At 52.8% G+C, this 21,129-nt stretch carries 17 protein-coding genes; 13 read left to right on the top strand and 4 right to left on the bottom strand.

The window, feature by feature from the left end:
• The first annotated feature begins 47 nt into the window (after positions 1-47).
• Positions 48-593 (top strand): NUDIX hydrolase YfcD, encoded by a 546-nt coding sequence (gene yfcD / locus AC07NP_RS12365; RefSeq protein ID WP_192612907.1) that lies wholly within the window; start codon positions 48-50, stop codon positions 591-593.
• An 88-nt stretch (positions 594-681) separates the two neighbouring features.
• Here the strand turns inward: yfcD and pta are convergent, their stop codons facing one another.
• Together pta and ackA are read right to left on the bottom strand one after the other, a co-directional pair.
• On the bottom strand, positions 682-2,823 hold the full coding sequence (pta, locus tag AC07NP_RS12360; RefSeq protein ID WP_494660646.1) for a phosphate acetyltransferase: 2,142 nt from the start codon (positions 2,821-2,823) through the stop codon (positions 682-684).
• A gap of 75 nt (positions 2,824-2,898) precedes the next feature.
• Positions 2,899-4,101, bottom strand: coding sequence for an acetate kinase (gene ackA / locus AC07NP_RS12355; RefSeq protein ID WP_192612905.1), 1,203 nt, complete (start codon positions 4,099-4,101; stop codon positions 2,899-2,901).
• A gap of 337 nt (positions 4,102-4,438) precedes the next feature.
• Here ackA and yfbV point away from each other — a divergent pair, with 337 nt between their 5' ends.
• From yfbV to AC07NP_RS12335, 4 genes are all read left to right on the top strand, one after another.
• Positions 4,439-4,894, top strand: a complete 456-nt coding sequence (yfbV, locus tag AC07NP_RS12350) for a terminus macrodomain insulation protein YfbV (RefSeq protein WP_494660645.1) — start codon at positions 4,439-4,441, stop codon at positions 4,892-4,894.
• Positions 4,895-4,978: 84 nt separating this feature from the next.
• On the top strand, positions 4,979-5,473 hold the full coding sequence (locus AC07NP_RS12345) for a YfbU family protein (protein ID WP_162383089.1): 495 nt from the start codon (positions 4,979-4,981) through the stop codon (positions 5,471-5,473).
• Positions 5,466-6,143 (top strand): sugar phosphatase, encoded by a 678-nt coding sequence (locus tag AC07NP_RS12340; RefSeq protein ID WP_494660671.1) that lies wholly within the window; start codon positions 5,466-5,468, stop codon positions 6,141-6,143. Before AC07NP_RS12345 ends, AC07NP_RS12340 begins: the two co-directional genes overlap by 8 nt.
• A 77-nt stretch (positions 6,144-6,220) precedes the next feature.
• Positions 6,221-8,053, top strand: a complete 1,833-nt coding sequence (locus AC07NP_RS12335) for an SLC13 family permease (RefSeq protein WP_494660644.1) — start codon at positions 6,221-6,223, stop codon at positions 8,051-8,053.
• Between the two features lie 45 nt (positions 8,054-8,098).
• Here AC07NP_RS12335 and yfbR read toward each other — a convergent pair whose 3' ends face one another.
• A complete protein-coding gene (gene yfbR, locus AC07NP_RS12330; RefSeq protein ID WP_203360567.1) occupies positions 8,099-8,698 on the bottom strand; it encodes a 5'-deoxynucleotidase in 600 nt (199 codons plus the stop codon).
• 91 nt (positions 8,699-8,789) lie between these two features.
• Positions 8,790-10,007 (bottom strand): alanine transaminase AlaA, encoded by a 1,218-nt coding sequence (gene alaA, locus AC07NP_RS12325; protein ID WP_162383085.1) that lies wholly within the window; start codon positions 10,005-10,007, stop codon positions 8,790-8,792.
• Positions 10,008-10,926: 919 nt separating this feature from the next.
• Here alaA and lrhA point away from each other — a divergent pair.
• From lrhA to nuoH, 8 genes are all read left to right on the top strand, one after another.
• Positions 10,927-11,865 carry a transcriptional regulator LrhA gene (gene lrhA / locus AC07NP_RS12320; RefSeq protein ID WP_203360569.1) on the top strand — a complete coding sequence of 313 codons (939 nt, stop codon included), beginning with the start codon at positions 10,927-10,929 and terminating at the stop codon, positions 11,863-11,865.
• Positions 11,866-12,491: 626 nt separating this feature from the next.
• The gene (nuoA, locus tag AC07NP_RS12315; protein ID WP_162383083.1) at positions 12,492-12,935 is read left to right on the top strand and encodes an NADH-quinone oxidoreductase subunit NuoA; all 444 of its coding nucleotides are present in this window, start codon (positions 12,492-12,494) and stop codon (positions 12,933-12,935) included.
• A gap of 15 nt (positions 12,936-12,950) precedes the next feature.
• The gene (nuoB, locus tag AC07NP_RS12310; protein WP_003028075.1) at positions 12,951-13,613 is read left to right on the top strand and encodes an NADH-quinone oxidoreductase subunit NuoB; all 663 of its coding nucleotides are present in this window, start codon (positions 12,951-12,953) and stop codon (positions 13,611-13,613) included.
• An 81-nt stretch (positions 13,614-13,694) separates the two neighbouring features.
• Positions 13,695-15,497 carry an NADH-quinone oxidoreductase subunit C/D gene (gene nuoC, locus AC07NP_RS12305; RefSeq protein ID WP_494660643.1) on the top strand — a complete coding sequence of 601 codons (1,803 nt, stop codon included), beginning with the start codon at positions 13,695-13,697 and terminating at the stop codon, positions 15,495-15,497.
• Between the two features lie 2 nt (positions 15,498-15,499).
• Positions 15,500-16,000 (top strand): NADH-quinone oxidoreductase subunit NuoE, encoded by a 501-nt coding sequence (gene nuoE, locus AC07NP_RS12300; protein ID WP_494660642.1) that lies wholly within the window; start codon positions 15,500-15,502, stop codon positions 15,998-16,000.
• The gene (nuoF, locus tag AC07NP_RS12295) at positions 15,997-17,334 is read left to right on the top strand and encodes an NADH-quinone oxidoreductase subunit NuoF (RefSeq protein WP_203360571.1); all 1,338 of its coding nucleotides are present in this window, start codon (positions 15,997-15,999) and stop codon (positions 17,332-17,334) included. The genes nuoE and nuoF overlap by 4 nt, the downstream gene beginning before the upstream one ends.
• Positions 17,335-17,415: 81 nt before the next feature.
• Complete coding sequence (gene nuoG, locus AC07NP_RS12290) at positions 17,416-20,142, top strand: NADH-quinone oxidoreductase subunit NuoG (protein ID WP_301697954.1); 2,727 nt, start codon at positions 17,416-17,418, stop codon at positions 20,140-20,142.
• The gene (gene nuoH / locus AC07NP_RS12285; protein ID WP_162383079.1) at positions 20,139-21,116 is read left to right on the top strand and encodes an NADH-quinone oxidoreductase subunit NuoH; all 978 of its coding nucleotides are present in this window, start codon (positions 20,139-20,141) and stop codon (positions 21,114-21,116) included. Before nuoG ends, nuoH begins: the two co-directional genes overlap by 4 nt.
• Positions 21,117-21,129 lie beyond the last annotated feature (13 nt).

The following is a 21,129-nucleotide window of genomic DNA, read 5'->3' as shown; positions in this document are numbered from 1 at the left end:
ACAATTGTAAACGCGCCGTAAGAGCGCTAGATAAAGAAGGTTTCCTGATGGTGGAACAGCGTCGTTTGGCAAGTACTGAATGGGTGGATATTGTGAATGAAGACAACGAAGTCATCGCACAATCCAGCCGCGAACAAATGCGGGCGCAATGTTTACGTCATCGTGCAACATACATCGTTGTGCATGATGGCATGGGCAAAATCCTGGTTCAGCGTCGTACCGAAACAAAAGACTTTTTGCCGGGTATGTTAGATGCTACTGCGGGTGGTGTGGTACAGGCCGATGAGCAATTGCTTGAATCCGCCCGCCGTGAAGCGGAAGAAGAACTGGGTATTGCAGGCGTTCCGTTTGCTGAACATGGCCAGTTCTATTTCGAAGATAAACACTGCCGCGTGTGGGGCGCTCTGTTTAGCTGCGTATCCCATGGCCCGTTTGCGCTTCAGGAAGCCGAAATCAGTGAGGTCTGCTGGCTGACGCCTGCGGAGATTACCGCGCGCTGCGATGAGTTTACGCCAGATTCGCTGAAAGCATTGGCGCTGTGGATGACCCGCAATGCGAAGAATGAAACCGCCACGGCGGAAGAAACAGAATAATACTGTTTTGCAGAAGTAAAAAAGGCAGCCTGATGGCTGCCTTTTTCGTATCACCGCCAGATAATCTGTTCGATTATCCGGCGAGATATTACTGCTGCTGTGAAGACTGAATCGCGGTCAGAGCGATGGTGTAGACGATATCGTCTACCAGCGCGCCACGGGACAGGTCGTTCACCGGCTTGCGCATACCCTGCAGCATCGGCCCGATGGAGATCAGGTCGGCAGAACGCTGTACCGCTTTGTAGGTGGTGTTACCGGTGTTCAGATCCGGGAAGATGAACACGGTAGCGCGACCAGCAACCGGAGAGTTCGGCGCTTTGGACTTCGCAACATCAGCCATAACTGCGGCGTCATACTGCAGCGGACCATCGATCATCAGGTCAGGACGTTTTTCCTGCGCCAGACGAGTCGCTTCACGTACTTTCTCTACATCGCTACCTGCACCAGAGGTGCCTGTGGAGTAAGAGAGCATTGCCACGCGTGGTTCGATACCAAAGGCGGTCGCGGAGTCAGCAGACTGAATCGCGATTTCTGCCAGCTGTTCTGCGGTCGGATCCGGGTTGATCGCGCAGTCGCCGTAAACGTAGACCTGTTCCGGCAGCAGCATGAAGAACACAGAAGACACCAGGGAGCTACCCGGCGCAGTTTTGATCAGCTGCAGCGGCGGACGAATGGTGTTCGCGGTGGTGTGAACGGCACCGGAAACCAGACCGTCAACGTCATCCTGTTCCAGCATCAGGGTACCGAGAACCACGTTGTCTTCCAGCTGTTCGCGGGCAACAGTTTCGGTCATGCCTTTGTTTTTACGCAGTTCGACCAGGCGAGCCACATAGCTTTCGCGAACCACATCCGGGTCAACGATTTCTACGCCGGCACCCAGTTCAACGCCCTGAGAGGCAGCAACACGGGTGATCTCATCCGGGTTACCCAACAGTACGCAGGTTGCGATACCACGTTCAGCACAGATGGCGGCGGCTTTAACGGTACGCGGCTCATCGCCTTCCGGCAGAACAACACGTTTACCGGCTTTACGCGCCAGTTCGGTCAACTGGTAACGGAACGCAGGCGGAGACAGGCGACGGCTACGCTCAGAGGTCGCAGTCAGAGACTCGATCCAGTCAGCGTTGATGTAGTTAGCTACGTATTCCTGAACTTTCTCGATGCGCTCGTGATCGTCAACCGGTACTTCCAGGTTGAAGCTCTGCAGGCTCAGGGAGGTCTGCCAGGTGTTGGTGTTCACCATAAATACCGGCAGGCCGGTTTCGAAAGCACGTTCGCACAGTTTGGTGATGCGCGCGTCCATTTCGTAGCCGCCAGTCAGCAGCAGGGCGCCGATTTCTACGCCGTTCATTGCGGCCAGGCATGCTGCAACCAGCACGTCCGGACGGTCAGCGGAAGTCACCAGCAGAGAACCTGCGCGGAAGTGTTCCAGCATGTGCGGAATGCTGCGTGCACAGAAGGTGACAGACTTCACGCGACGCGTGTTGATATCGCCTTCGTTAACCACGGTAGCGTTCAGATGACGCGCCATGTCGATTGCACGCGTTGCGATCAGGTCGAAGCTCCATGGCACTGCGCCGAGAACCGGCAGCGGGCTGGATTCTTGCAATTTAGCCGGATCAACTTTAACCACTTTCGCTTTGGAGGAGTCGTCAAAAATCTCGGACAGATCCGGGCGAGTACGGCCTTGTTCGTCAACAGGTGCGTTCAGCTTGTTAACGATAACGCCAGTAATGTTGGCGTTTTTGGCGCCGCCGAAGCTGCTGCGAGTCAGTTCAATACGCTCGTTCAGCTGTTCTGGCGTGTCGGTGCCCTGAGACATGACAAACACGATTTCCGCGTTCAGCGTTTTCGCGATTTCAAAGTTCAGCGCCTGAGCAAACTGATGTTTACGGGTCGGTACCAGACCTTCAACCAGAACGACTTCTGCATCTTTGGTGTTCGCGTGATAGTTCGCGATGATCTCTTCCATCAGCACATCTTTCTGATTGCTGGAGAGCAGAGATTCTACGTAGCTCATGTTCAGCGGTTCTGCTGCAGGCACAGAAGAGTTTGCACGTAAGATGGTCGTGGTCTGGTCTGGCGCATCGCCACCGGAGCGCGGTTGAGCGATTGGCTTAAAGACGCTCAGACGAACGCCTTTACGTTCCATAGCACGGATCACGCCAAGGCTGACGCTGGTCAGGCCGACGCTGGTTCCGGTAGGGATCAGCATAATAATACGGGACACGGTTTATCCTCTTTCGTTACCACCGGTTTCGGCGGGTTACAAAACAGCACCGCCAGCAAGGCTGGCGGTGTGAAATCAGGCAGTCAGACGGCTCGCGTCTTGCGCGATAACCAGTTCTTCGTTGGTTGGGATAACCACCGCAGGACGGGTACCTTCTTTATTGATGAAACCAGATTTGCCGAAACGGGCAGCCAGGTTGCGTTCGTGGTCAACTTCAAAGCCCAGCACGCCCAGTTTGCCCAGAGACAGTTCGCGAACCATCGCCGCGTTTTCACCGATACCACCGGTGAAGACAACTGCGTCCAGACGACCATCCATCAGCGCAGTGTAAGAGCCGATGTATTTCGCCAGACGGTGGCAGTAAACGTCCATTGCACGTTTAGCGTCTTCTTTGGTGGTGTAGTTGTCTTCAACGTAGCGGCAATCGCTGGTGACTTCGGTCAGACCCAGCAGGCCAGACTCTTTGGTCAGCATTTTGTTGATTGCGTCAACGCTCATGCCCAGGGTGTCGTGCAGGTGGAAGATAATCGCCGGGTCAATATCACCGGAACGCGTACCCATTACCAGACCTTCCAGCGGGGTCAGACCCATAGAAGTATCGACACATTGACCATTACGGATAGCAGAAACAGAACCACCGTTGCCCAGGTGGCAGGTGATGATGTTCAGTTCTTCAACCGGTTTGTTCAGCATTTTTGCCGCTTCCTGAGTAACGAAGAAGTGGCTGGTGCCGTGCGCGCCGTAACGACGAACGCCGTGCTCTTTGTACAGGCTGTACGGCAGGGCATAGAGGTAAGATTCTTCCGGCATAGTCTGATGGAACGCGGTGTCAAACACAGCAACGTTCTTGTCTTTCAGATTCGGGAAGGATTTCAGCGCTTCTGCGATACCGATCAAATGAGCCGGGTTATGCAGCGGTGCGAAAGAGGCAGAGTCTTTGATGCCCTGGATAACGGAGTCATCAATAACCACGGAGCTGGTATACTTCTCACCGCCGTGTACGATACGATGACCAATAGCAGTCAGCTGCGCAGACAGTTCTGGTTTTTGTGCCAGAATAGTATTAACGATAAAGTTCAGCGCTTCACTGTGAGCGGCGCCTGCACCTAAAGCCGCTTCTTGTTTACCGCCGTCCATTTTCCATTTGATACGTGCTTCTGGGAGATGGAAACATTCGGCTAAACCAGAAAGGTACTCTTCACCATTAACTGCATCGATGATTGCAAATTTCAGTGAGGAGCTACCGCAGTTCAGAACCAGTACTAACTTACTCGACATGGAAGTACCTATTTATGATACGTGGCTAAAAAAACGTCAGGGAGCCATAGAGCGTAGCGCATGATGACGCTGACATTTATGATTAACATCATGCTCAATTATCTTTTTTGCATGATGGAAGAAATACCTTTGAGTCTATGCCATTTTGCGTATTTTTCAGCCAATGGCATACTGTATGTAAATTTGACGACTCAATAATTTTGTACTACTGGCCATACAGGCCGACACAGGATACCCGATAGTGGGTATCGAAGACAAAATGTTTTGAACGTTGTCCCATGCAGTTGTTGTTTTGCACAAATATTTTAATTTTTGTATGTGAAGTTGAGGTAAAGCCATGTCGACACCGGATAATCGCTCCGTAAATTTTTTTAGTTTGTTTCGCCGGGGGCAGCACTACGCAAAGACGTGGCCAATGGAAAAGCGACTCGCACCCGTTTTTGTTGATAATCGCGTGATCCGGATGACGCGTTATGCCATTCGCTTTATGCCGCCCATTGCTGTGTTTACGCTGTGCTGGCAAATCGCGCTGGGAGGGCAACTCGGCCCCGCTGTAGCGACAGCGCTGTTCGCTCTCAGCTTGCCGATGCAGGGGTTATGGTGGCTGGGTAAACGCTCCGTAACACCACTGCCCCCCTCAGTTTTGAGTTGGTTTTATGAGGTCCGCAGTAAATTACAGGAGGCCGGACAGGCGCTGGTGCCGGTAGAAGGTAAGCCTGATTACCAGGCATTAGCTGACACGCTTAAGCGCGCCTTCAAACAACTGGATAAAACTTTCCTTGATGATTTGTAATTGACCCCTGATTACGCATATAAAAGAAGGCATAAGATGCCTTCTTTTTTTTCACCGTAGTAGAAGTGATACAGGAGTCCCAAAATGGAAATGACTAACGCTCAACGTCTTATTTTGTCTAACCAGTACAAAATGATGACCATGCTCGACCCGAGCAATGCCGAACGCTATCGTCGTATACAGACGATTATTGAACGTGGTTATGGTTTGCAGATGCGTGAGCTGGATCGTGAGTTTGGCGAGTTGACCGAAGAAACCTGCCGCACGGTGATCGATATTATGGAAATGTATCACGCACTCCACGTTTCCTGGACTAACCTGAAAGACGCGCAATCTATTGATGAACGTCGTGTAACGTTCCTGGGTTTTGACGCGGCAACGGAAGCGCGTTACCTCGGCTATGTTCGCTTTATGGTGAATGTGGAAGGGCGCTATACTCATTTTGATGCGGGCACGCATGGTTTTAATGCTCAGACGCCGATGTGGGAGAAGTATCAACGTATGCTGAATGTCTGGCATTCTTGCCCGCGTCAGTATCACCTGAGCGCGAATGAAATTAATCAAATCATTAATGCCTGAGGGGGTCAGTGTGCAGTGCAAAGGTTTTCTGTTTGATCTGGATGGAACGCTGGTCGACTCATTGCCCGCCGTAGAGCGAGCGTGGTGCAACTGGGCCGATCGTTTTGGGCTCAATCACGATGACGTGCTGGGCTTTATACACGGCAAACAGGCGATCACCTCGCTACGACACTTTATGGCGGGCAAGTCTGAATCGGAGATTGCGGCCGAGTTCTCGCGTCTGGAACAAATAGAGGCCACCGATACTGCAGGAATTGTCGCTCTGCCTGGCGCGATTGCATTGCTGAATCACCTCAATAAAGCCGGGATCCCCTGGGCGATTGTCACGTCTGGCTCAATGCCGGTCGCACGGGCTCGTCATAAGGCCGCGGGACTTCCTGTCCCGGAAGTCTTTGTCACGGCCGAACGGGTAAAAAGAGGCAAGCCGGAACCTGATGCATACCTGCTGGGCGCACAGTTGCTTGGGCTCTCGCCGCAAGAATGTTCCGTGGTTGAAGATGCGCCAGCCGGGATCCTTTCCGGCCTGGCCGCGGGATGCCACGTTATAGCGGTGAATGCGCCAGAAACGACCCCTCGCCTCGATGAAGTTGATTTTTCCCTGCAGAGTCTTGAACAGATTTCCGTGACTAAACAACCCAACGGAAATGTCGTGGTTCTCAGACATACCTGATCATGATTTAGCCCCGTCCATGCGGGGCTTTTTTATGGCAGAATCAGTCTATCCCCCTCATTACACAAGGATATGTTGTGAACGGTGAATTGATATGGGTCCTCTCCTTACTGGCGATCGCCGTTATCCTGTTTGCGACGGGCAAAGTGCGTATGGACGCGGTCGCTTTGCTGGTCATCGTGGCGTTTATTCTGAGCGGAACGCTGAGCATCACAGAGGCGTTTTCGGGTTTTAGCGATCCTAACGTTATCCTGATTGCTGCCTTATTTATCATCGGTGATGGCCTGGTGCGCACTGGCGTGGCGACCGTCATGGGGACCTGGCTGGTAAAAATGGCCGGTAGCAGTGAAATCAAAATGCTGGTGCTGCTGATGATCACCGTTGCCGGTCTGGGCGCATTTATGAGCTCAACGGGCGTCGTTGCTATCTTCATTCCCGTGGTGTTAAGCGTGTCGATGCGTATGCAGACGTCGCCTTCGCGTCTGATGATGCCACTCAGTTTTGCCGGGCTTATCAGTGGGATGATGACGCTGGTCGCCACCCCCCCCAACCTGGTGGTCAACAGCGAATTGCTGCGCGAAGGGTTACACGGCTTTAGCTTCTTTAGCGTTACGCCGATTGGTCTGGTGGTCCTGGTGCTTGGGATCATCTATATGCTGCTGATGCGCTTCATGCTCAAAAGCGAGACGCCGGGGCAGCACCGTGAAGGGTGGAAGCGGCGAACTTTTCGCGATTTAATTAAAGAGTATCGTCTGGCTGGACGCGCCCGTCGTCTTGCTATTCGTCCGGGTTCTCCGCTGGTGGGGCAGCGTCTGGACGACCTGAAATTGCGCGAGCGCTACGGCGCAAACGTCATTGGCGTGGAGCGCTGGCGGCGTTTTCGGCGCGTGATCGTCAATGTGAATGGTGTGTCAGAATTTCGCGCCCGCGACGTGTTACTGATCGATATGTCGACGGCCGAGGTGGATCTCCGTCAGTTTTGCAGCGAGCAATTGCTGGAGCCGATGGTGCTGCGTGGGGAGTATTTTTCCGACCAGGCACTGGATGTCGGGATGGCAGAGATTTCGTTGATCCCTGAATCAGAGTTAATCGGCAAATCGGTTCGGGAAATGGCTTTTCGTACACGTCACGGTCTGAATATTGTGGGTCTGAAACGTGATGGCGTTGCGATGGAAGGTGCGGTGGTCGATGAACCGTTGCTGATGGGCGATATTATTCTGGTGGTGGGAAACTGGAAGCAGATAAGCCTGCTGGCGCAACAGGGGCGTGACTTTGTGGTGCTCAACATGCCGGAGGAGGTCAGCGAGGCTTCACCGGCGCATAGCCAGGCGCCGCATGCGATTTTTTGTCTGGTGCTGATGGTAGCCCTGATGCTGACAGATGAAATCCCTAACCCTGTCGCCGCCATTATCGCCTGTCTGTTGATGGGTAAGTTTCGCTGCATTGACGCAGAAAGCGCCTATAAATCCATTCACTGGCCGAGCATCATCCTGATTGTCGGCATGATGCCTTTTGCACTGGCGTTGCAAAAAACCGGCGGTGTCGATCTGGTGGTGAAAGGATTGATGGACGTTGGGGGCGGGTACGGTCCGTATATGATGCTGGCCTGCCTGTTTGTCATGTGTGCCAGCATCGGACTATTTATTTCTAATACCGCGACAGCTGTGCTGATGGCACCCATTGCGCTGGCGGCGGCGAAGTCTATGGGCGTTTCGCCGTATCCTTTTGCGATGGTGATTGCGATGGCGGCATCCGCGGCCTTCATGACGCCAGTATCGTCACCGGTCAATACGCTGGTTCTGGGGCCGGGGAACTACAGCTTCAGCGACTTTGTGAAACTGGGTGTGCCGTTTACCGTCATCGTGATGGTGGTATGTGTGGTGATGATACCGATGCTGTTTCCGTTCTGATTTTGTGTCGCGTTGCCGGATGGCGCTGGGGCCATCCGGCAACGGTTATAGCGGAGAATCCTGGCTAATCTCATCCAGAGATAAATGGAAGCTTGGCACAAACACATCCATAAAATAGTCCATCTCTTCGCTGCGGCGTGATTCCAGCGTTTTTTCCAGACGCGCTTTTGCCAGCAAAAATTCATTGTTGCCTGCAGACAACTCTTCCAGACACTTCAGATACGCGCACAGCGCATCTGCTTGTTTAACAATCGATTTTTCTTCTTCGCTGTAGGCTTGTTCATCGATCAGCGGCTCGAAAATATCACGTAGTTCCTCAGGCACCATATCGACCAGTTTCTGCTGAGCGATTTTCTCAATGGCTTTGTATTCCTGCGCAATCTGCGAGTTAAAGTATTTGACCGGAGTAGGCAGATCGCCTGTCAGGACCTCAGAGGCATCGTGATACATTGCCAACAGAGCAATACGTTCCGCATTGACCTGACCTGCAAATTTACGGTTTTTAATGGCGGCCAGCGCATGGGCGACCATGGCAACCTGCAGGCTGTGTTCGGAGACGTTTTCCGTGCGTACATTACGCATTAGCGGCCAGCGGTTAATGAGTTTGAGGCGGGAGAGGTGGGCAAAAAAATGGCTCTGCTTCATAGTGACCTTTTCATCATGACAACCTGGAGGTCATTTTGCGCAGAGAAGGCGGCCGGATGCAAATACCGGCAGCCAATTTCAGATGGTGGCCTTAAGCCTGGTGATAACCCGACAGGAAACGCTCAAATTTACTGAGCGACATCTCAATGTCGTCAATACGTGGCAGCGTCACGATGCGGAAGTGATCCGGCCATGGCCAGTTGAACGCGCTTCCCTGAACCAGCAGCACTTTTTCCTGCAACAGGAAATCGAGCACCATTTTCTGGTCGTCATGAATATTAAAGCGTTTTGCATCAATTTTCGGGAACATATACAGCGCGCCACGCGGTTTCACGCAGGAAACACCGGGAATATCATTAATCAATTCCCATGCGCGGTTACGCTGTTCATAAAGGCGTCCGCCGGGCATGATAAATTCGCTAATGCTCTGGTATCCGCCTAATGCGGTTTGAATGGCGTGCTGCGCTGGCACGTTTGCGCACAGACGCATTGACGCCAGCATCTCCAGGCCTTCGATATACCCCTTCGCATGTTTCTTCGGCCCGTTCAGAACCATCCAGCCCTGACGGAATCCAGCCACACGATAGGTCTTGGACAAGCCGTTAAAGGTGATCGTTAGCAGATCCGGCGCCAGCGCGGCGATGGAATGGTGCTCGGCGTCATCGTAGAGAATTTTGTCGTAAATTTCGTCGGCAAAAATAATGAGATTATGCTGGCGAGCAATCTCAACAATTTCCATCAGCAGCTCTTTGGAATAAACGGCGCCGGTGGGGTTGTTGGGGTTGATGATGACAATACCACGGGTGCGCGGCGTAATTTTGGCGCGGATATCATCAAGGTCTGGGAACCAGTCAGAAGATTCATCACAAAGGTAATGTACCGCTTTGCCACTTGAAAGCGAAACCGCCGCCGTCCACAACGGATAGTCGGGCGCTGGCACCAGCATTTCATCCCCGCTGTTCAGCAACGCTTGCATTGCCTGAACGATAAGCTCAGATACGCCGTTACCAATATAAATATCTTCTACGGTGACATCGCGTATTCCGCGAGCCTGGTAATGCTGCATAATCGCTTTACGGGCAGAGTAGAGACCTTTTGAGTCGCAATATCCTTGCGCCGTTGGCAAATTACGGATGACATCAACCAGAATCTCATCAGGCGCTTCAAACCCAAAAGGCGCGGGATTGCCAATGTTCAGTTTCAGAACTTTATTGCCTTCTTCTTCCAGACGTTTTGCTTCTTTCAGAACCGGGCCGCGGATGTCGTAACAGACGTTATCTAATTTGCTGGATTTTTCAATAGGGGACATGAATCTTGACCTTTTAGCTGTTATCGCCACTCCCTGCCGTGGAAGTCAGCACGGAACAATGTACTCCCACGACGGTGAGTTTTGAAGGGTCTACAGTAGAAGATTTTGCCAATGGGTGGCGCATGAATGTGCTGTTAATGACTTTATGGATGCTGATTTGTTAGTTTTATATTTGTTAGAGTCATTATTATATAGAATATAATTCTTTGTGACTGCGCAAATTTTGGTGTTTTGTGTTGTTAAAAAATAATCTATTTTTGCGTAGGATCGCGTTCTCAGCAGAGCTCCTGCAGGTAAATAATTCGTAAATACTGAAAGCTTGCAATGCGCGACTGTTATAAATGTGTTCGATGGGCTTGAGGGTGTGAATCTATTGTTAAGTAGAATTAATGAATACTGTGTTTATTAATTAATTATTATTTAATATTTAAAAAGCATTTACCGAAGGCATTAATAATAAAGAATACTTTGATCAGCATAACATAACTTTGCATCAGATTAATCGCATTAAGGCTTATAAATAATGCGGTTTTAGGTTAAGATAACCATGAAAAATGGCGCGAAGGTTATGATTTCTGCTATTAGGCAAGAGATGCTTTAATAACTAACTCATTGCGCAACTTGCTTTTTTTGTGTCTGCGAGAGTACGTTAACTATTCTTACATTTACCATGCTTACACGTTTAACATTAGCAAGAAACCACGAGCATCTAATAGATACGACGCTTTTTAACGATATATATTTTAGTATATATCGGATAGGGGGTCATGTTGTCAGCAACGTGATATTCCCTCTTACTTCGCTCAGTGACACCAGAGTGATACTGCCAGGGAGGGACATTACAAATGGAGTTGTTTGTTTCCGAATACACAGCATTAGCCCGCTCAGCTCAGTATGAGCCGCCAGTAAGTGAAAAATTATGATAAATGCAAATCGTCCGATCATTAATCTCGACCTCGATCTGCTGAGAACGTTTGTTGCTGTTGCGGATCTGAACACCTTCGCGGCTGCAGCTGCGGCAGTATGCCGTACGCAGTCTGCGGTCAGTCAGCAAATGCAACGCCTTGAGCAGCTCGTAGGAAAGGAATTGTTCGCCCGACATGGTCGTAACAAGCTTTTGACTGAACACGGTATCCAACTTCTGGGATATGCCCGAAAAATTCTGCGTTTTAATGATGAAGCCTGTTCATCATTAATGTTCAGTAATCTTCAGGGGGTATTAACAATCGGCGCTTCCGATGAATCTGCCGATACGATACTGCCTTTTTTACTCAATCGCATCAGTTCGGTTTATCCGAAACTTGCACTGGACGTCAGGGTGAAGCGTAACGCCTTTATGGTCGATATGCTGAAGTCGCAGGAAGTGGATCTGATTGTGACCACCAATCGACCTGGCGCTTTCGACTGCCTTAACCTGCGCACATCACCCACTCACTGGTACTGTGCCGCAGAGTATGTGCTGCAAAAAGGCGAGCCGATTCCGTTAGTGTTGCTGGATGATCCCAGTCCGTTTCGTGACATCGTGCTGGCAACATTGAATGCGGCGAACATCCCGTGGCGTCTGGCGTATGTTGCGTCGACACTACCGGCAGTTCGTGCGGCGGTGAAGGCCGGATTAGGGATCACCGCGCGTCCAGTCGAGATGATGAGTCCGGATCTGCGCGTGTTGAGCGCAGTGGATGGACTACCGCCGTTGCCTGACACGGAATACCTGCTGTGTCGCGATCCTGCCAGCCAGAACGAACTCGCTCAGATTATCTATCAGGCGATGGACAGCTATCAGAATCCCTGGCAGTACTCGCAGTTTACCCCGGAAGGGGGAGATGATTCTCTGATGGTTGAAGGTGACTTCGAGTAACGCGCCACCTAAAAACGTTATTAATTGTAAGTGTAAAAAAGAACCGCTGGTGATGAAAAATCACTCAGTGGTTCTTTTTTTGTACAAATTGCCAGAAATGGCATTCGAAACTGAAATAAAGTCTCATTAAATCAGTTGGTAAAGATTATTTTTCAGTATTGCGCATAAAATACGCACCTGGGGCTTGAGTTTCTGCCAATGTTAAAAAACTAGAGAAATTGTTGCTGTTTTTTAGGGTGAATTAACAAAAGCGTGTCACAGATCAAGAAAATACTCCTATTTAGGGGGAGGCATCTGCACGAATTCCTGTCAAAATAGAGGCGCATTAACTCTTTAACCTCACAACGGACACGATTCAACAAAGTTAAAGCCGACTGGCGATGCGATCGAAATCAGTCATAACGGCATTAAATGTTAACCAAGTTGTCTTGATGTGAATTAATGTGAGGTAACTTTTGTTAAAGTTGACAAAAGGTTATAGAAAGGAGTAAAAAACCACATCAATTAGCTGTTTAATCATTTTCTACAGTTATTGTAGGGTTTTTTTTATTCCTCCCCATGAATCGATGTGGCGTTCATCTGCCGAAAAGAGCAGAGAATTTGGCGCTACTTTTGATGAGTAAGCAATGAGTATGTCAACATCCACTGAAATCATCGCTCATCACTGGGCATTCGCTATCTTTCTTATTGTTGCCATTGGACTGTGCTGCCTGATGCTCGTCGGCGGTTGGTTTTTAGGCGGTCGCGCACGCGCGAGGTCGAAAAACGTTCCGTTCGAATCAGGTATTGACTCAGTTGGCTCCGCCCGCTTGCGCCTGTCTGCCAAGTTTTATCTGGTAGCCATGTTCTTCGTTATCTTCGACGTTGAAGCGCTGTATCTGTTCGCATGGTCAACTTCTATCCGCGAGAGCGGCTGGATTGGCTTTGTGGAAGCTGCAATTTTTATTTTTGTGTTACTGGCAGGTCTGGTTTATCTGGTGCGTATTGGCGCGCTGGACTGGACGCCCGCGCGTTCACGCCGCGAGCGTATGAACCCGGAAACGAACAGTATCGCTAATCGTCAACGCTAACCGCGAGGCATTAAGATGGATTATACGCTCACCCGCATAGATCCTAACGGTGAGAATGACCGTTACCCCCTGCAAAAACAGGAGATCGTAACCGACCCCCTGGAGCAAGAAGTTAACAAAAACGTGTTCATGGGCAAACTGCATGACATGGTTAACTGGGGCCGTAAGAACTCAATTTGGCCGTACAACTTCGGCCTTTCCTGCTGCTACGTAGAGATGGTGACCTCGTTCACCGCCGTGCATGACGTGGCGCGCTTTGGTGCGGAAGTACTGCGTGCTTCGCCGCGTCAGGCTGACCTGATGGTGGTTGCGGGAACCTGCTTCACCAAAATGGCGCCAGTCATTCAGCGTCTTTATGACCAGATGCTGGAGCCGAAGTGGGTTATCTCCATGGGCGCATGTGCCAACTCTGGTGGTATGTACGATATTTACTCGGTGGTTCAGGGTGTTGATAAGTTTATCCCGGTGGATGTGTACATCCCGGGATGCCCGCCGCGCCCGGAAGCGTATATGCAGGCGCTGATGCTGCTGCAGGATTCCATTGGCAAAGAACGTCGTCCGCTCTCCTGGGTGGTTGGCGATCAGGGCGTTTATCGCGCCAATATGCAGTCAGAGCGCGAACGTAAACGCGGCGAACGCATTGCAGTAACGAATCTTCGTACACCAGACGAGATTTAATTTGCGCCTGTCGGCAGCCGAACTTCGCTCATCACTACATAAATAGCGCGAAGCACTGCCGACCACCACGGACCATTTGCAATGGTGAACAATATGACCGACTTAACCGCGCAAGACGCCGCATGGCAAACCCGGGATCATCTGGATGACCCGGTTATTGGCGAACTGCGCAACCGTTTTGGGCCGGATGCCTTTACCGTTCAGGCGACCCGCACCGGAGTACCCGTTGTTTGGGTTAAACGCGAACAATTGCTGGAAGTTGGCGATTTCTTAAAGAGACTGCCAAAACCTTACGTCATGCTGTTTGACTTACACGGCATGGACGAGCGTCTGCGCACACACCGTGACGGGTTACCCGCCGCGGATTTTTCCGTTTTCTATCACCTGATCTCCATTGAACGCAATCGCGACATCATGCTCAAGGTGGCGTTGTCTGAACACGACCTGCGTGTGCCGACCTTCACCAAACTGTTCCCCAACGCTAACTGGTATGAGCGTGAAACCTGGGAAATGTTTGGTATCGATATCGAAGGTCACCCGCACCTGACGCGACTTCTGATGCCGCATACCTGGCAGGGCCATCCGCTGCGTAAAGACTACCCGGCGCGTGCGACCGAATTCGATCCGTTTGAGCTGACCAAAGCCAAGCAGGATCTGGAAATGGAATCGCTGACCTTTAAGCCAGAAGATTGGGGAATGAGTCGCGGTACCAACAACGAGGACTTCATGTTCCTCAACCTCGGTCCGAACCACCCGTCTTCCCACGGTGCATTCCGTATTGTGCTTCAGCTTGACGGCGAAGAGATCGTCGACTGCGTACCTGACATCGGCTACCACCACCGTGGCGCTGAAAAGATGGGCGAACGTCAGTCCTGGCACAGCTACATTCCGTACACTGACCGAATCGAGTACCTCGGCGGTTGCGTCAACGAAATGCCTTACGTGCTGGCCGTTGAAAAACTGGCGGGGATTACCGTGCCGGATCGCGTCAACGTGATCCGCGTGATGCTTTCCGAACTGTTCCGCATCAACAGCCACCTGCTGTATATCTCGACGTTTATTCAGGACGTCGGCGCGATGACTCCCGTGTTCTTCGCCTTTACCGACCGTCAGAAAATCTATGACGTGGTAGAAGCGATCACCGGTTTCCGTATGCACCCGGCCTGGTTCCGTATCGGCGGTGTTGCTCACGACCTGCCGCGTGGCTGGGACAAACTGCTGCGTGACTTCCTCGACTGGATGCCGAAGCGCCTCGATTCTTATGAGAAAGCCGCGCTGCGTAACACCATCCTGAAAGGTCGTTCGCAGGGCGTTGCCGCTTACGGCAAGAAAGAAGCGCTGGACTGGGGTTGTACCGGTGCTGCGCTGCGCGCGACCGGGGTTGACTTCGACGTGCGTAAATCACGTCCGTACTCTGGCTACGAAAACTTCGACTTTGAAGTACCGGTTGGCGGTGGTGTTTCCGACTGCTATACCCGCGTCATGTTGAAAGTAGAAGAGTTGCGTCAGAGTCTGCGCATCCTTGAGCAGTGCCTCAATAACATGCCGGAAGGCCCGTTCAAAGCGGATCACCCGCTGACCACGCCGCCGCCGAAAGAGCGCACGCTACAACATATCGAAACCCTGATCACCCACTTCCTGCAAGTGTCGTGGGGCCCGGTGATGCCGGCGAACGAGTCCTTCCAGATGGTGGAAGCGACCAAGGGTATCAACAGTTACTACCTGACCAGCGATGGCAGCACCATGAGCTACCGTACGCGTATCCGTACCCCGAGTTTTGCGCACCTGCAGCAGATCCCGGTGGCGGTTCGCGGCAGCCTGGTGTCCGACCTGATCGTCCATCTGGGTAGTATCGATTTTGTTATGTCAGATGTGGACCGCTAATTATGCACGAGAATCAACAACCACAGACCGAGGCTTTTGAGCTGAGTGCGGCAGAGCGTGAAGCCATTGAGCACGAGAAGCACCACTACGAAGACCCGCGTGCGGCGTCCATTGAAGCGCTGAAAATCGTTCAGAAACAGCGTGGCTGGGTGCCGGATGGCGCGATCTATGCGATCGCTGACGTGTTGGGTATTCCAGCCAGCGACGTCGAAGGCGTTGCGACGTTCTACAGCCAGATCTTCCGCCAGCCGGTCGGTCGCCATGTGATCCGCTATTGCGACAGCGTGGTGTGCCATATCAACGGCTACCAGGGGATCCAGGCCGCGCTCGAGAAAAAGCTCGACATCAAGCCGGGGCAGACGACTTTTGACGGTCGCTTTACGCTGCTGCCGACCTGCTGTCTGGGGAATTGCGACAAAGGGCCGAACATGATGATCGATGACGACACTCATGCTCACCTGACCCCGGAAGGCATTCCTGAATTACTGGAGCGGTATAAATGAAAAACATTATCCGTACTCCCGAAACGCATCCGCTGACCTGGCGTCTGCGCGATGACAACCAGCCGGTATGGTTGGATGAATACCGCAGCAAGAACGGCTACGAAGGTGCGCGTAAAGCGCTGACCGGTCTCTCTCCGGATGAGATCGTCAACCAGGTGAAAGACGCTGGCCTGAAAGGGCGCGGCGGCGCAGGCTTTTCCACGGGTCTGAAGTGGAGCCTGATGCCGAAAGACGAATCCATGAACATCCGTTACCTGCTGTGTAACGCCGATGAAATGGAGCCGGGTACCTATAAAGACCGTCTGCTGATGGAACAGCTGCCGCACCTGCTGGTGGAAGGCATGCTGATCTCCGCGTTTGCGCTGAAAGCGTACCGGGGTTACATCTTCCTGCGCGGTGAATACATTGAAGCGGCAGTGAATCTGCGCCGCGCCATTGCCGAAGCGACCGAAGCGGGTCTGCTCGGCAAAAATATTATGGGCACCGGCTTTGACTTCGAGCTGTTTGTCCATACCGGGGCAGGGCGTTATATCTGCGGTGAAGAAACCGCGCTTATCAACTCCCTCGAAGGTCGTCGCGCTAACCCACGCTCCAAGCCGCCGTTCCCGGCAAGCTCCGGTGCATGGGGCAAACCAACCTGCGTCAACAACGTCGAAACGTTGTGTAACGTCCCGGCGATCCTCGATCACGGCGTGGAGTGGTATCAGAACATTTCGAAGAGCAAAGATGCGGGCACCAAGCTGATGGGCTTCTCCGGTCGCGTGAAGAATCCGGGACTGTGGGAGTTACCGTTTGGCACCACCGCGCGTGAGATCCTCGAAGATTATGCTGGCGGTATGCGCGATGGCCTGAAGTTCAAAGCCTGGCAGCCGGGCGGCGCAGGTACTGACTTCCTGACCGAAGCACATCTCGACTTGCCGATGGAATTCGAAAGCATCGGGAAAGCGGGAAGCCGTCTGGGAACCGCGCTGGCGATGGCCGTTGACCATGAAATTGGCATGGTTGGCCTGGTGCGTAACCTGGAAGAGTTCTTTGCCCGTGAATCGTGTGGCTGGTGTACGCCGTGCCGCGATGGCCTGCCGTGGAGCGTAAAAATTCTGCGTGCGCTGGAGCGTGGCGAAGGCCAGCCGGGGGATATCGAGACACTTGAGCAACTGTGTCGTTTCCTCGGTCCGGGGAAAACCTTCTGTGCGCACGCGCCAGGTGCGGTTGAACCTTTGCAGAGCGCCATTAAATATTTCCGCGAAGAATTCGAAGCCGGCATCAAGCAGTCGTTCAGCAATACCCATGCGATTGGTGGTATTCAGCCGAACCTGCTGAAAGAGCGCTGGTAATTTCAGGGGTAACCCTGGATCGCGATATGAATTTCGATTAACGCTCAGTCACAGACTGAGCCAACTGGAAGCATGCTGACTATGGCTACGATTCATGTAGACGGCAAAGAATATGAGGTCAATGGCTCAGACAACCTGTTACAGGCATGTCTGTCCCTCGGCCTTGATATTCCGTACTTTTGCTGGCACCCGGCGCTGGGAAGCGTCGGTGCTTGCCGCCAGTGTGCGGTGAAGCAATATCAAAACGCGGAAGACACGCGTGGTCGCCTGGTGATGTCTTGTATGACACCGGCCACCGAAGGCACCTTTATCTCTATTGACGACGAAGAAGCGAAACAGTTCCGTGAAAGCGTGGTCGAGTGGTTGATGACAAACCACCCGCACGACTGCCCGGTTTGTGAAGAAGGCGGTAACTGCCATCTTCAGGATATGACCGTGATGACCGGCCATAACTTCCGTCGCTATCGTTTCACCAAACGTACTCACCGTAATCAGGATTTGGGGCCGTTCATCTCTCACGAAATGAACCGCTGCATCGCTTGCTACCGCTGCGTGCGTTACTACAAAGATTACGCTGATGGCGGCGATCTGGGCGTTTATGGCGCACACGACAACGTCTACTTCGGTCGCCCGGAAGACGGTACGCTTGAAAGCGAATTCTCCGGCAACCTGGTCGAAATCTGCCCGACCGGCGTCTTTACCGATAAAACGCACTCCGAGCGTTATAACCGTAAATGGGACATGCAGTTTGCGCCAAGCATCTGCCAGCAATGTTCCATCGGCTGTAACACCAGCCCGGGAGAGCGTTACGGCGAATTGCGTCGTATCGAAAACCGCTATAACGGGACCGTTAACCACTACTTCCTCTGCGACCGTGGTCGTTTTGGCTATGGTTACGTCAACCTGAAAGACCGTCCGCGTCAGCCGGTTCAGCGTCGTGGCGATGATCTGATCACGCTGAACGCCGAACAGGCGATGCAGGGTGCGGCGGACATTCTGCGTCAGTCGAAGAAAGTGATTGGTATCGGTTCTCCACGCGCCAGCGTAGAGAGCAACTTCGCGCTGCGTGAACTGGTGGGGGCGGAAAACTTCTATACCGGTATCGCTCACGGCGAACAGGAACGTCTGGAACTGGCGCTGAAAGTGCTGCAAGAAGGCGGCATTCATACCCCTGCGTTGCGTGATATCGAATCTTACGATGCCGTGCTGGTGCTGGGTGAAGACATCACGCAGACCGGGGCGCGCGTTGCGCTGGCCGTGCGTCAGGCCGTGAAGGGTAAAGCACGTGAAATGGCAGCAGCACAGAAAGTAGCTGACTGGCAGATTGCGGCCATCCTTAACATCGGTCAACGTGCGAAGCATCCGCTGTTCGTCACTAACGTCGATAACACCCGTCTGGATGATATTGCGGCGTGGACTTACCGTGCGCCGGTCGAAGATCAGGCTCGCTTAGGTTTTGCTATTGCTCATGCGCTTGATAATAGCGCGCCGGCAGTGGACGGAATCGATCGCGATCTGCAAAACAAAATTGATGTGATCGTTCAGGCATTGGCCGGCGCGAAAAAACCATTGATTATCTCCGGCACCAACGCCGGTAGCGCGGAAGTGATTCAGGCGGCTGCCAACGTGGCAAAAGCACTGAAAGGCCGTGGCGCTGACGTCGGTATCACCATGATTGCCCGTTCCGTGAACAGCATGGGCCTCGGCATGATTGGCGGTGGTTCGCTTGACGACGCGTTAACCGAACTGGAAACCGGTCGTGCTGACGCCGTCGTGGTACTGGAAAACGACCTGCATCGCCATGCTTCGGCCATTCGCGTCAACGCTGCGCTGGCAAAAGCGCCGCTGGTGATGGTGGTTGACCATCAGCGTACGGCGATTATGGACAGTGCCCACCTGGTACTCTCCGCAGCAAGCTTTGCTGAAAGCGACGGTACCGTTATCAACAACGAAGGCCGTGCACAGCGTTTCTTCCAGGTGTATGACCCGGCGTACTACGAAGCCAACACCGTCATGCTGGAAAGCTGGCGCTGGCTGCACTCGCTGCACAGTACTGTACGTAACCGTGAAGTCGACTGGACGCAGCTTGACCACGTCATCGATGCTGCGATTGCTGCACTGCCGCAGCTGGCGGGTATCAAAGATGCCGCGCCGGACGCGACTTTCCGCGTGAAGGGTCAGAAACTGGCGCGTGAGCCGCACCGTTACAGCGGTCGTACCGCGATGCGCGCCGACATTAGCGTTCACGAACCGCGTCAGCCGCAGGATAAAGACACCATGTTTGCCTTCTCAATGGAAGGGAACAACCAGCCGGATGCACCGCGTTCGCAGATTCCATTTGCCTGGGCACCAGGCTGGAACTCCCCGCAGGCATGGAACAAATTCCAGGCTGAAGTGGGCGGGAAACTGCGTCATGGCGATCCGGGCGTTCGCCTGATCGAGGCCTCTGAGGGTGGTCTGGAGTATTTCACGACCGTTCCGGCAGGTTTCCAGGCAGAAGAGGGTAAATGGCGTATCGCACCGTACTACCATCTGTTTGGTAGCGACGAGATGTCACAGCGTTCTCCGGTCTTCCAGAGCCGTATGCCGCAACCGTACATCAAACTCAACCCGGCCGATGCCGCGAAGTTGGGAGTGAATGCCGGTACGCACGTCTCCTTTAGTTATGATGGCAACACGGTCACGCTGCCGGTTGAAATCGCTGAAGGACTGACGGCAGGGCAGGTCGGTTTGCCGATGGGTATGCCGGGCATTGCGCCAGTGCTGGCGGGCGCGCGTCTTGAGGATCTGCAGGAGGCACAACAATGAGTTGGATTACACCGGATCTGATTGAGATCCTGCTGAGCATTCTCAAAGCGGTGGTGATCCTGCTGGTGGTGGTCACCTGCGGGGCATTCATGAGCTTTGGCGAACGTCGCCTGCTGGGTCTGTTCCAGAACCGTTATGGACCAAACCGTGTTGGCTGGGGCGGTTCGCTCCAGCTGGTCGCGGACATGATCAAAATGTTCTTTAAAGAAGACTGGATCCCGAAATTCTCGGATCGCGTCATCTTTACGCTGGCGCCAATGATCGCCTTTACCTCGCTGCTGCTGGCCTTTGCCATTGTGCCGGTCAGCCCAGGCTGGGTGGTTGCGGATCTGAACATCGGGATTCTGTTCTTCCTGATGATGGCGGGGCTGGCGGTCTACGCGGTGCTGTTTGCCGGCTGGTCGAGCAACAACAAATACTCGCTGCTGGGTGCGATGCGTGCCTCTGCGCAGACCCTGAGTTATGAAGTGTTCCTGGGACTTTCCCTGATGGGCGTAGTGGCGCAAGCCGGTTCATTTAACATGACCGACATCGTCAATAACCAGGCTGATATCTGGAACGTTATCCCGCAGTTCTTTGGTTTTATCACCTTTGCCATCGCGGGCGTGGCGGTGTGTCACCGTCACCCATTTGACCAACCGGAAGCCGAGCAGGAACTGGCTGATGGTTACCACATTGAATATTCCGGTATGAAGTTCGGTCTGTTCTTCGTGGGGGAGTACATCGGTATCGTCACCATTTCTGCGCTGATGGTTACCCTGTTCTTCGGTGGCTGGCATGGCCCGTTCTTACCGCCATTCGTCTGGTTTGCGCTGAAAACCGCATTCTTCATGATGATGTTCATTTTGATTCGCGCGTCATTACCTCGTCCTCGTTATGACCAGGTGATGTCCTTCGGCTGGAAGATCTGCCTGCCGCTGACGCTTGTCAACTTGCTGGTAACGGCGGCTGTCATTCTCTGGCAGGCGCAATAAGGGGCGAAAAGAC

This window comes from Citrobacter sp. GW821-FHT07H02, assembly GCF_059418505.1.
This window is presented reverse-complemented; position numbering and strand designations above follow the sequence as displayed.

What these genes read in the sequence shown, in the direction of transcription:
- yfcD (WP_192612907.1), top strand. Translation starts at nt 48, where the DNA reads ATGGTGGAACAGCGTCGTTTGGCAAGTACTGAATGGGTGGATATTGTG.
- ackA (WP_192612905.1), bottom strand. Translation starts at nt 4,101, where the DNA reads ATGTCGAGTAAGTTAGTACTGGTTCTGAACTGCGGTAGCTCCTCACTG.
- yfbV (WP_494660645.1), top strand. Translation starts at nt 4,439, where the DNA reads ATGTCGACACCGGATAATCGCTCCGTAAATTTTTTTAGTTTGTTTCGC.
- AC07NP_RS12345 (WP_162383089.1), top strand. Translation starts at nt 4,979, where the DNA reads ATGGAAATGACTAACGCTCAACGTCTTATTTTGTCTAACCAGTACAAA.
- AC07NP_RS12340 (WP_494660671.1), top strand. Translation starts at nt 5,466, where the DNA reads ATGCCTGAGGGGGTCAGTGTGCAGTGCAAAGGTTTTCTGTTTGATCTG.
- yfbR (WP_203360567.1), bottom strand. Translation starts at nt 8,698, where the DNA reads ATGAAGCAGAGCCATTTTTTTGCCCACCTCTCCCGCCTCAAACTCATT.
- alaA (WP_162383085.1), bottom strand. Translation starts at nt 10,007, where the DNA reads ATGTCCCCTATTGAAAAATCCAGCAAATTAGATAACGTCTGTTACGAC.
- lrhA (WP_203360569.1), top strand. Translation starts at nt 10,927, where the DNA reads ATGATAAATGCAAATCGTCCGATCATTAATCTCGACCTCGATCTGCTG.
- nuoA (WP_162383083.1), top strand. Translation starts at nt 12,492, where the DNA reads ATGAGTATGTCAACATCCACTGAAATCATCGCTCATCACTGGGCATTC.
- nuoB (WP_003028075.1), top strand. Translation starts at nt 12,951, where the DNA reads ATGGATTATACGCTCACCCGCATAGATCCTAACGGTGAGAATGACCGT.
- nuoC (WP_494660643.1), top strand. Translation starts at nt 13,695, where the DNA reads ATGGTGAACAATATGACCGACTTAACCGCGCAAGACGCCGCATGGCAA.
- nuoE (WP_494660642.1), top strand. Translation starts at nt 15,500, where the DNA reads ATGCACGAGAATCAACAACCACAGACCGAGGCTTTTGAGCTGAGTGCG.
- nuoF (WP_203360571.1), top strand. Translation starts at nt 15,997, where the DNA reads ATGAAAAACATTATCCGTACTCCCGAAACGCATCCGCTGACCTGGCGT.
- nuoG (WP_301697954.1), top strand. Translation starts at nt 17,416, where the DNA reads ATGGCTACGATTCATGTAGACGGCAAAGAATATGAGGTCAATGGCTCA.
- nuoH (WP_162383079.1), top strand. Translation starts at nt 20,139, where the DNA reads ATGAGTTGGATTACACCGGATCTGATTGAGATCCTGCTGAGCATTCTC.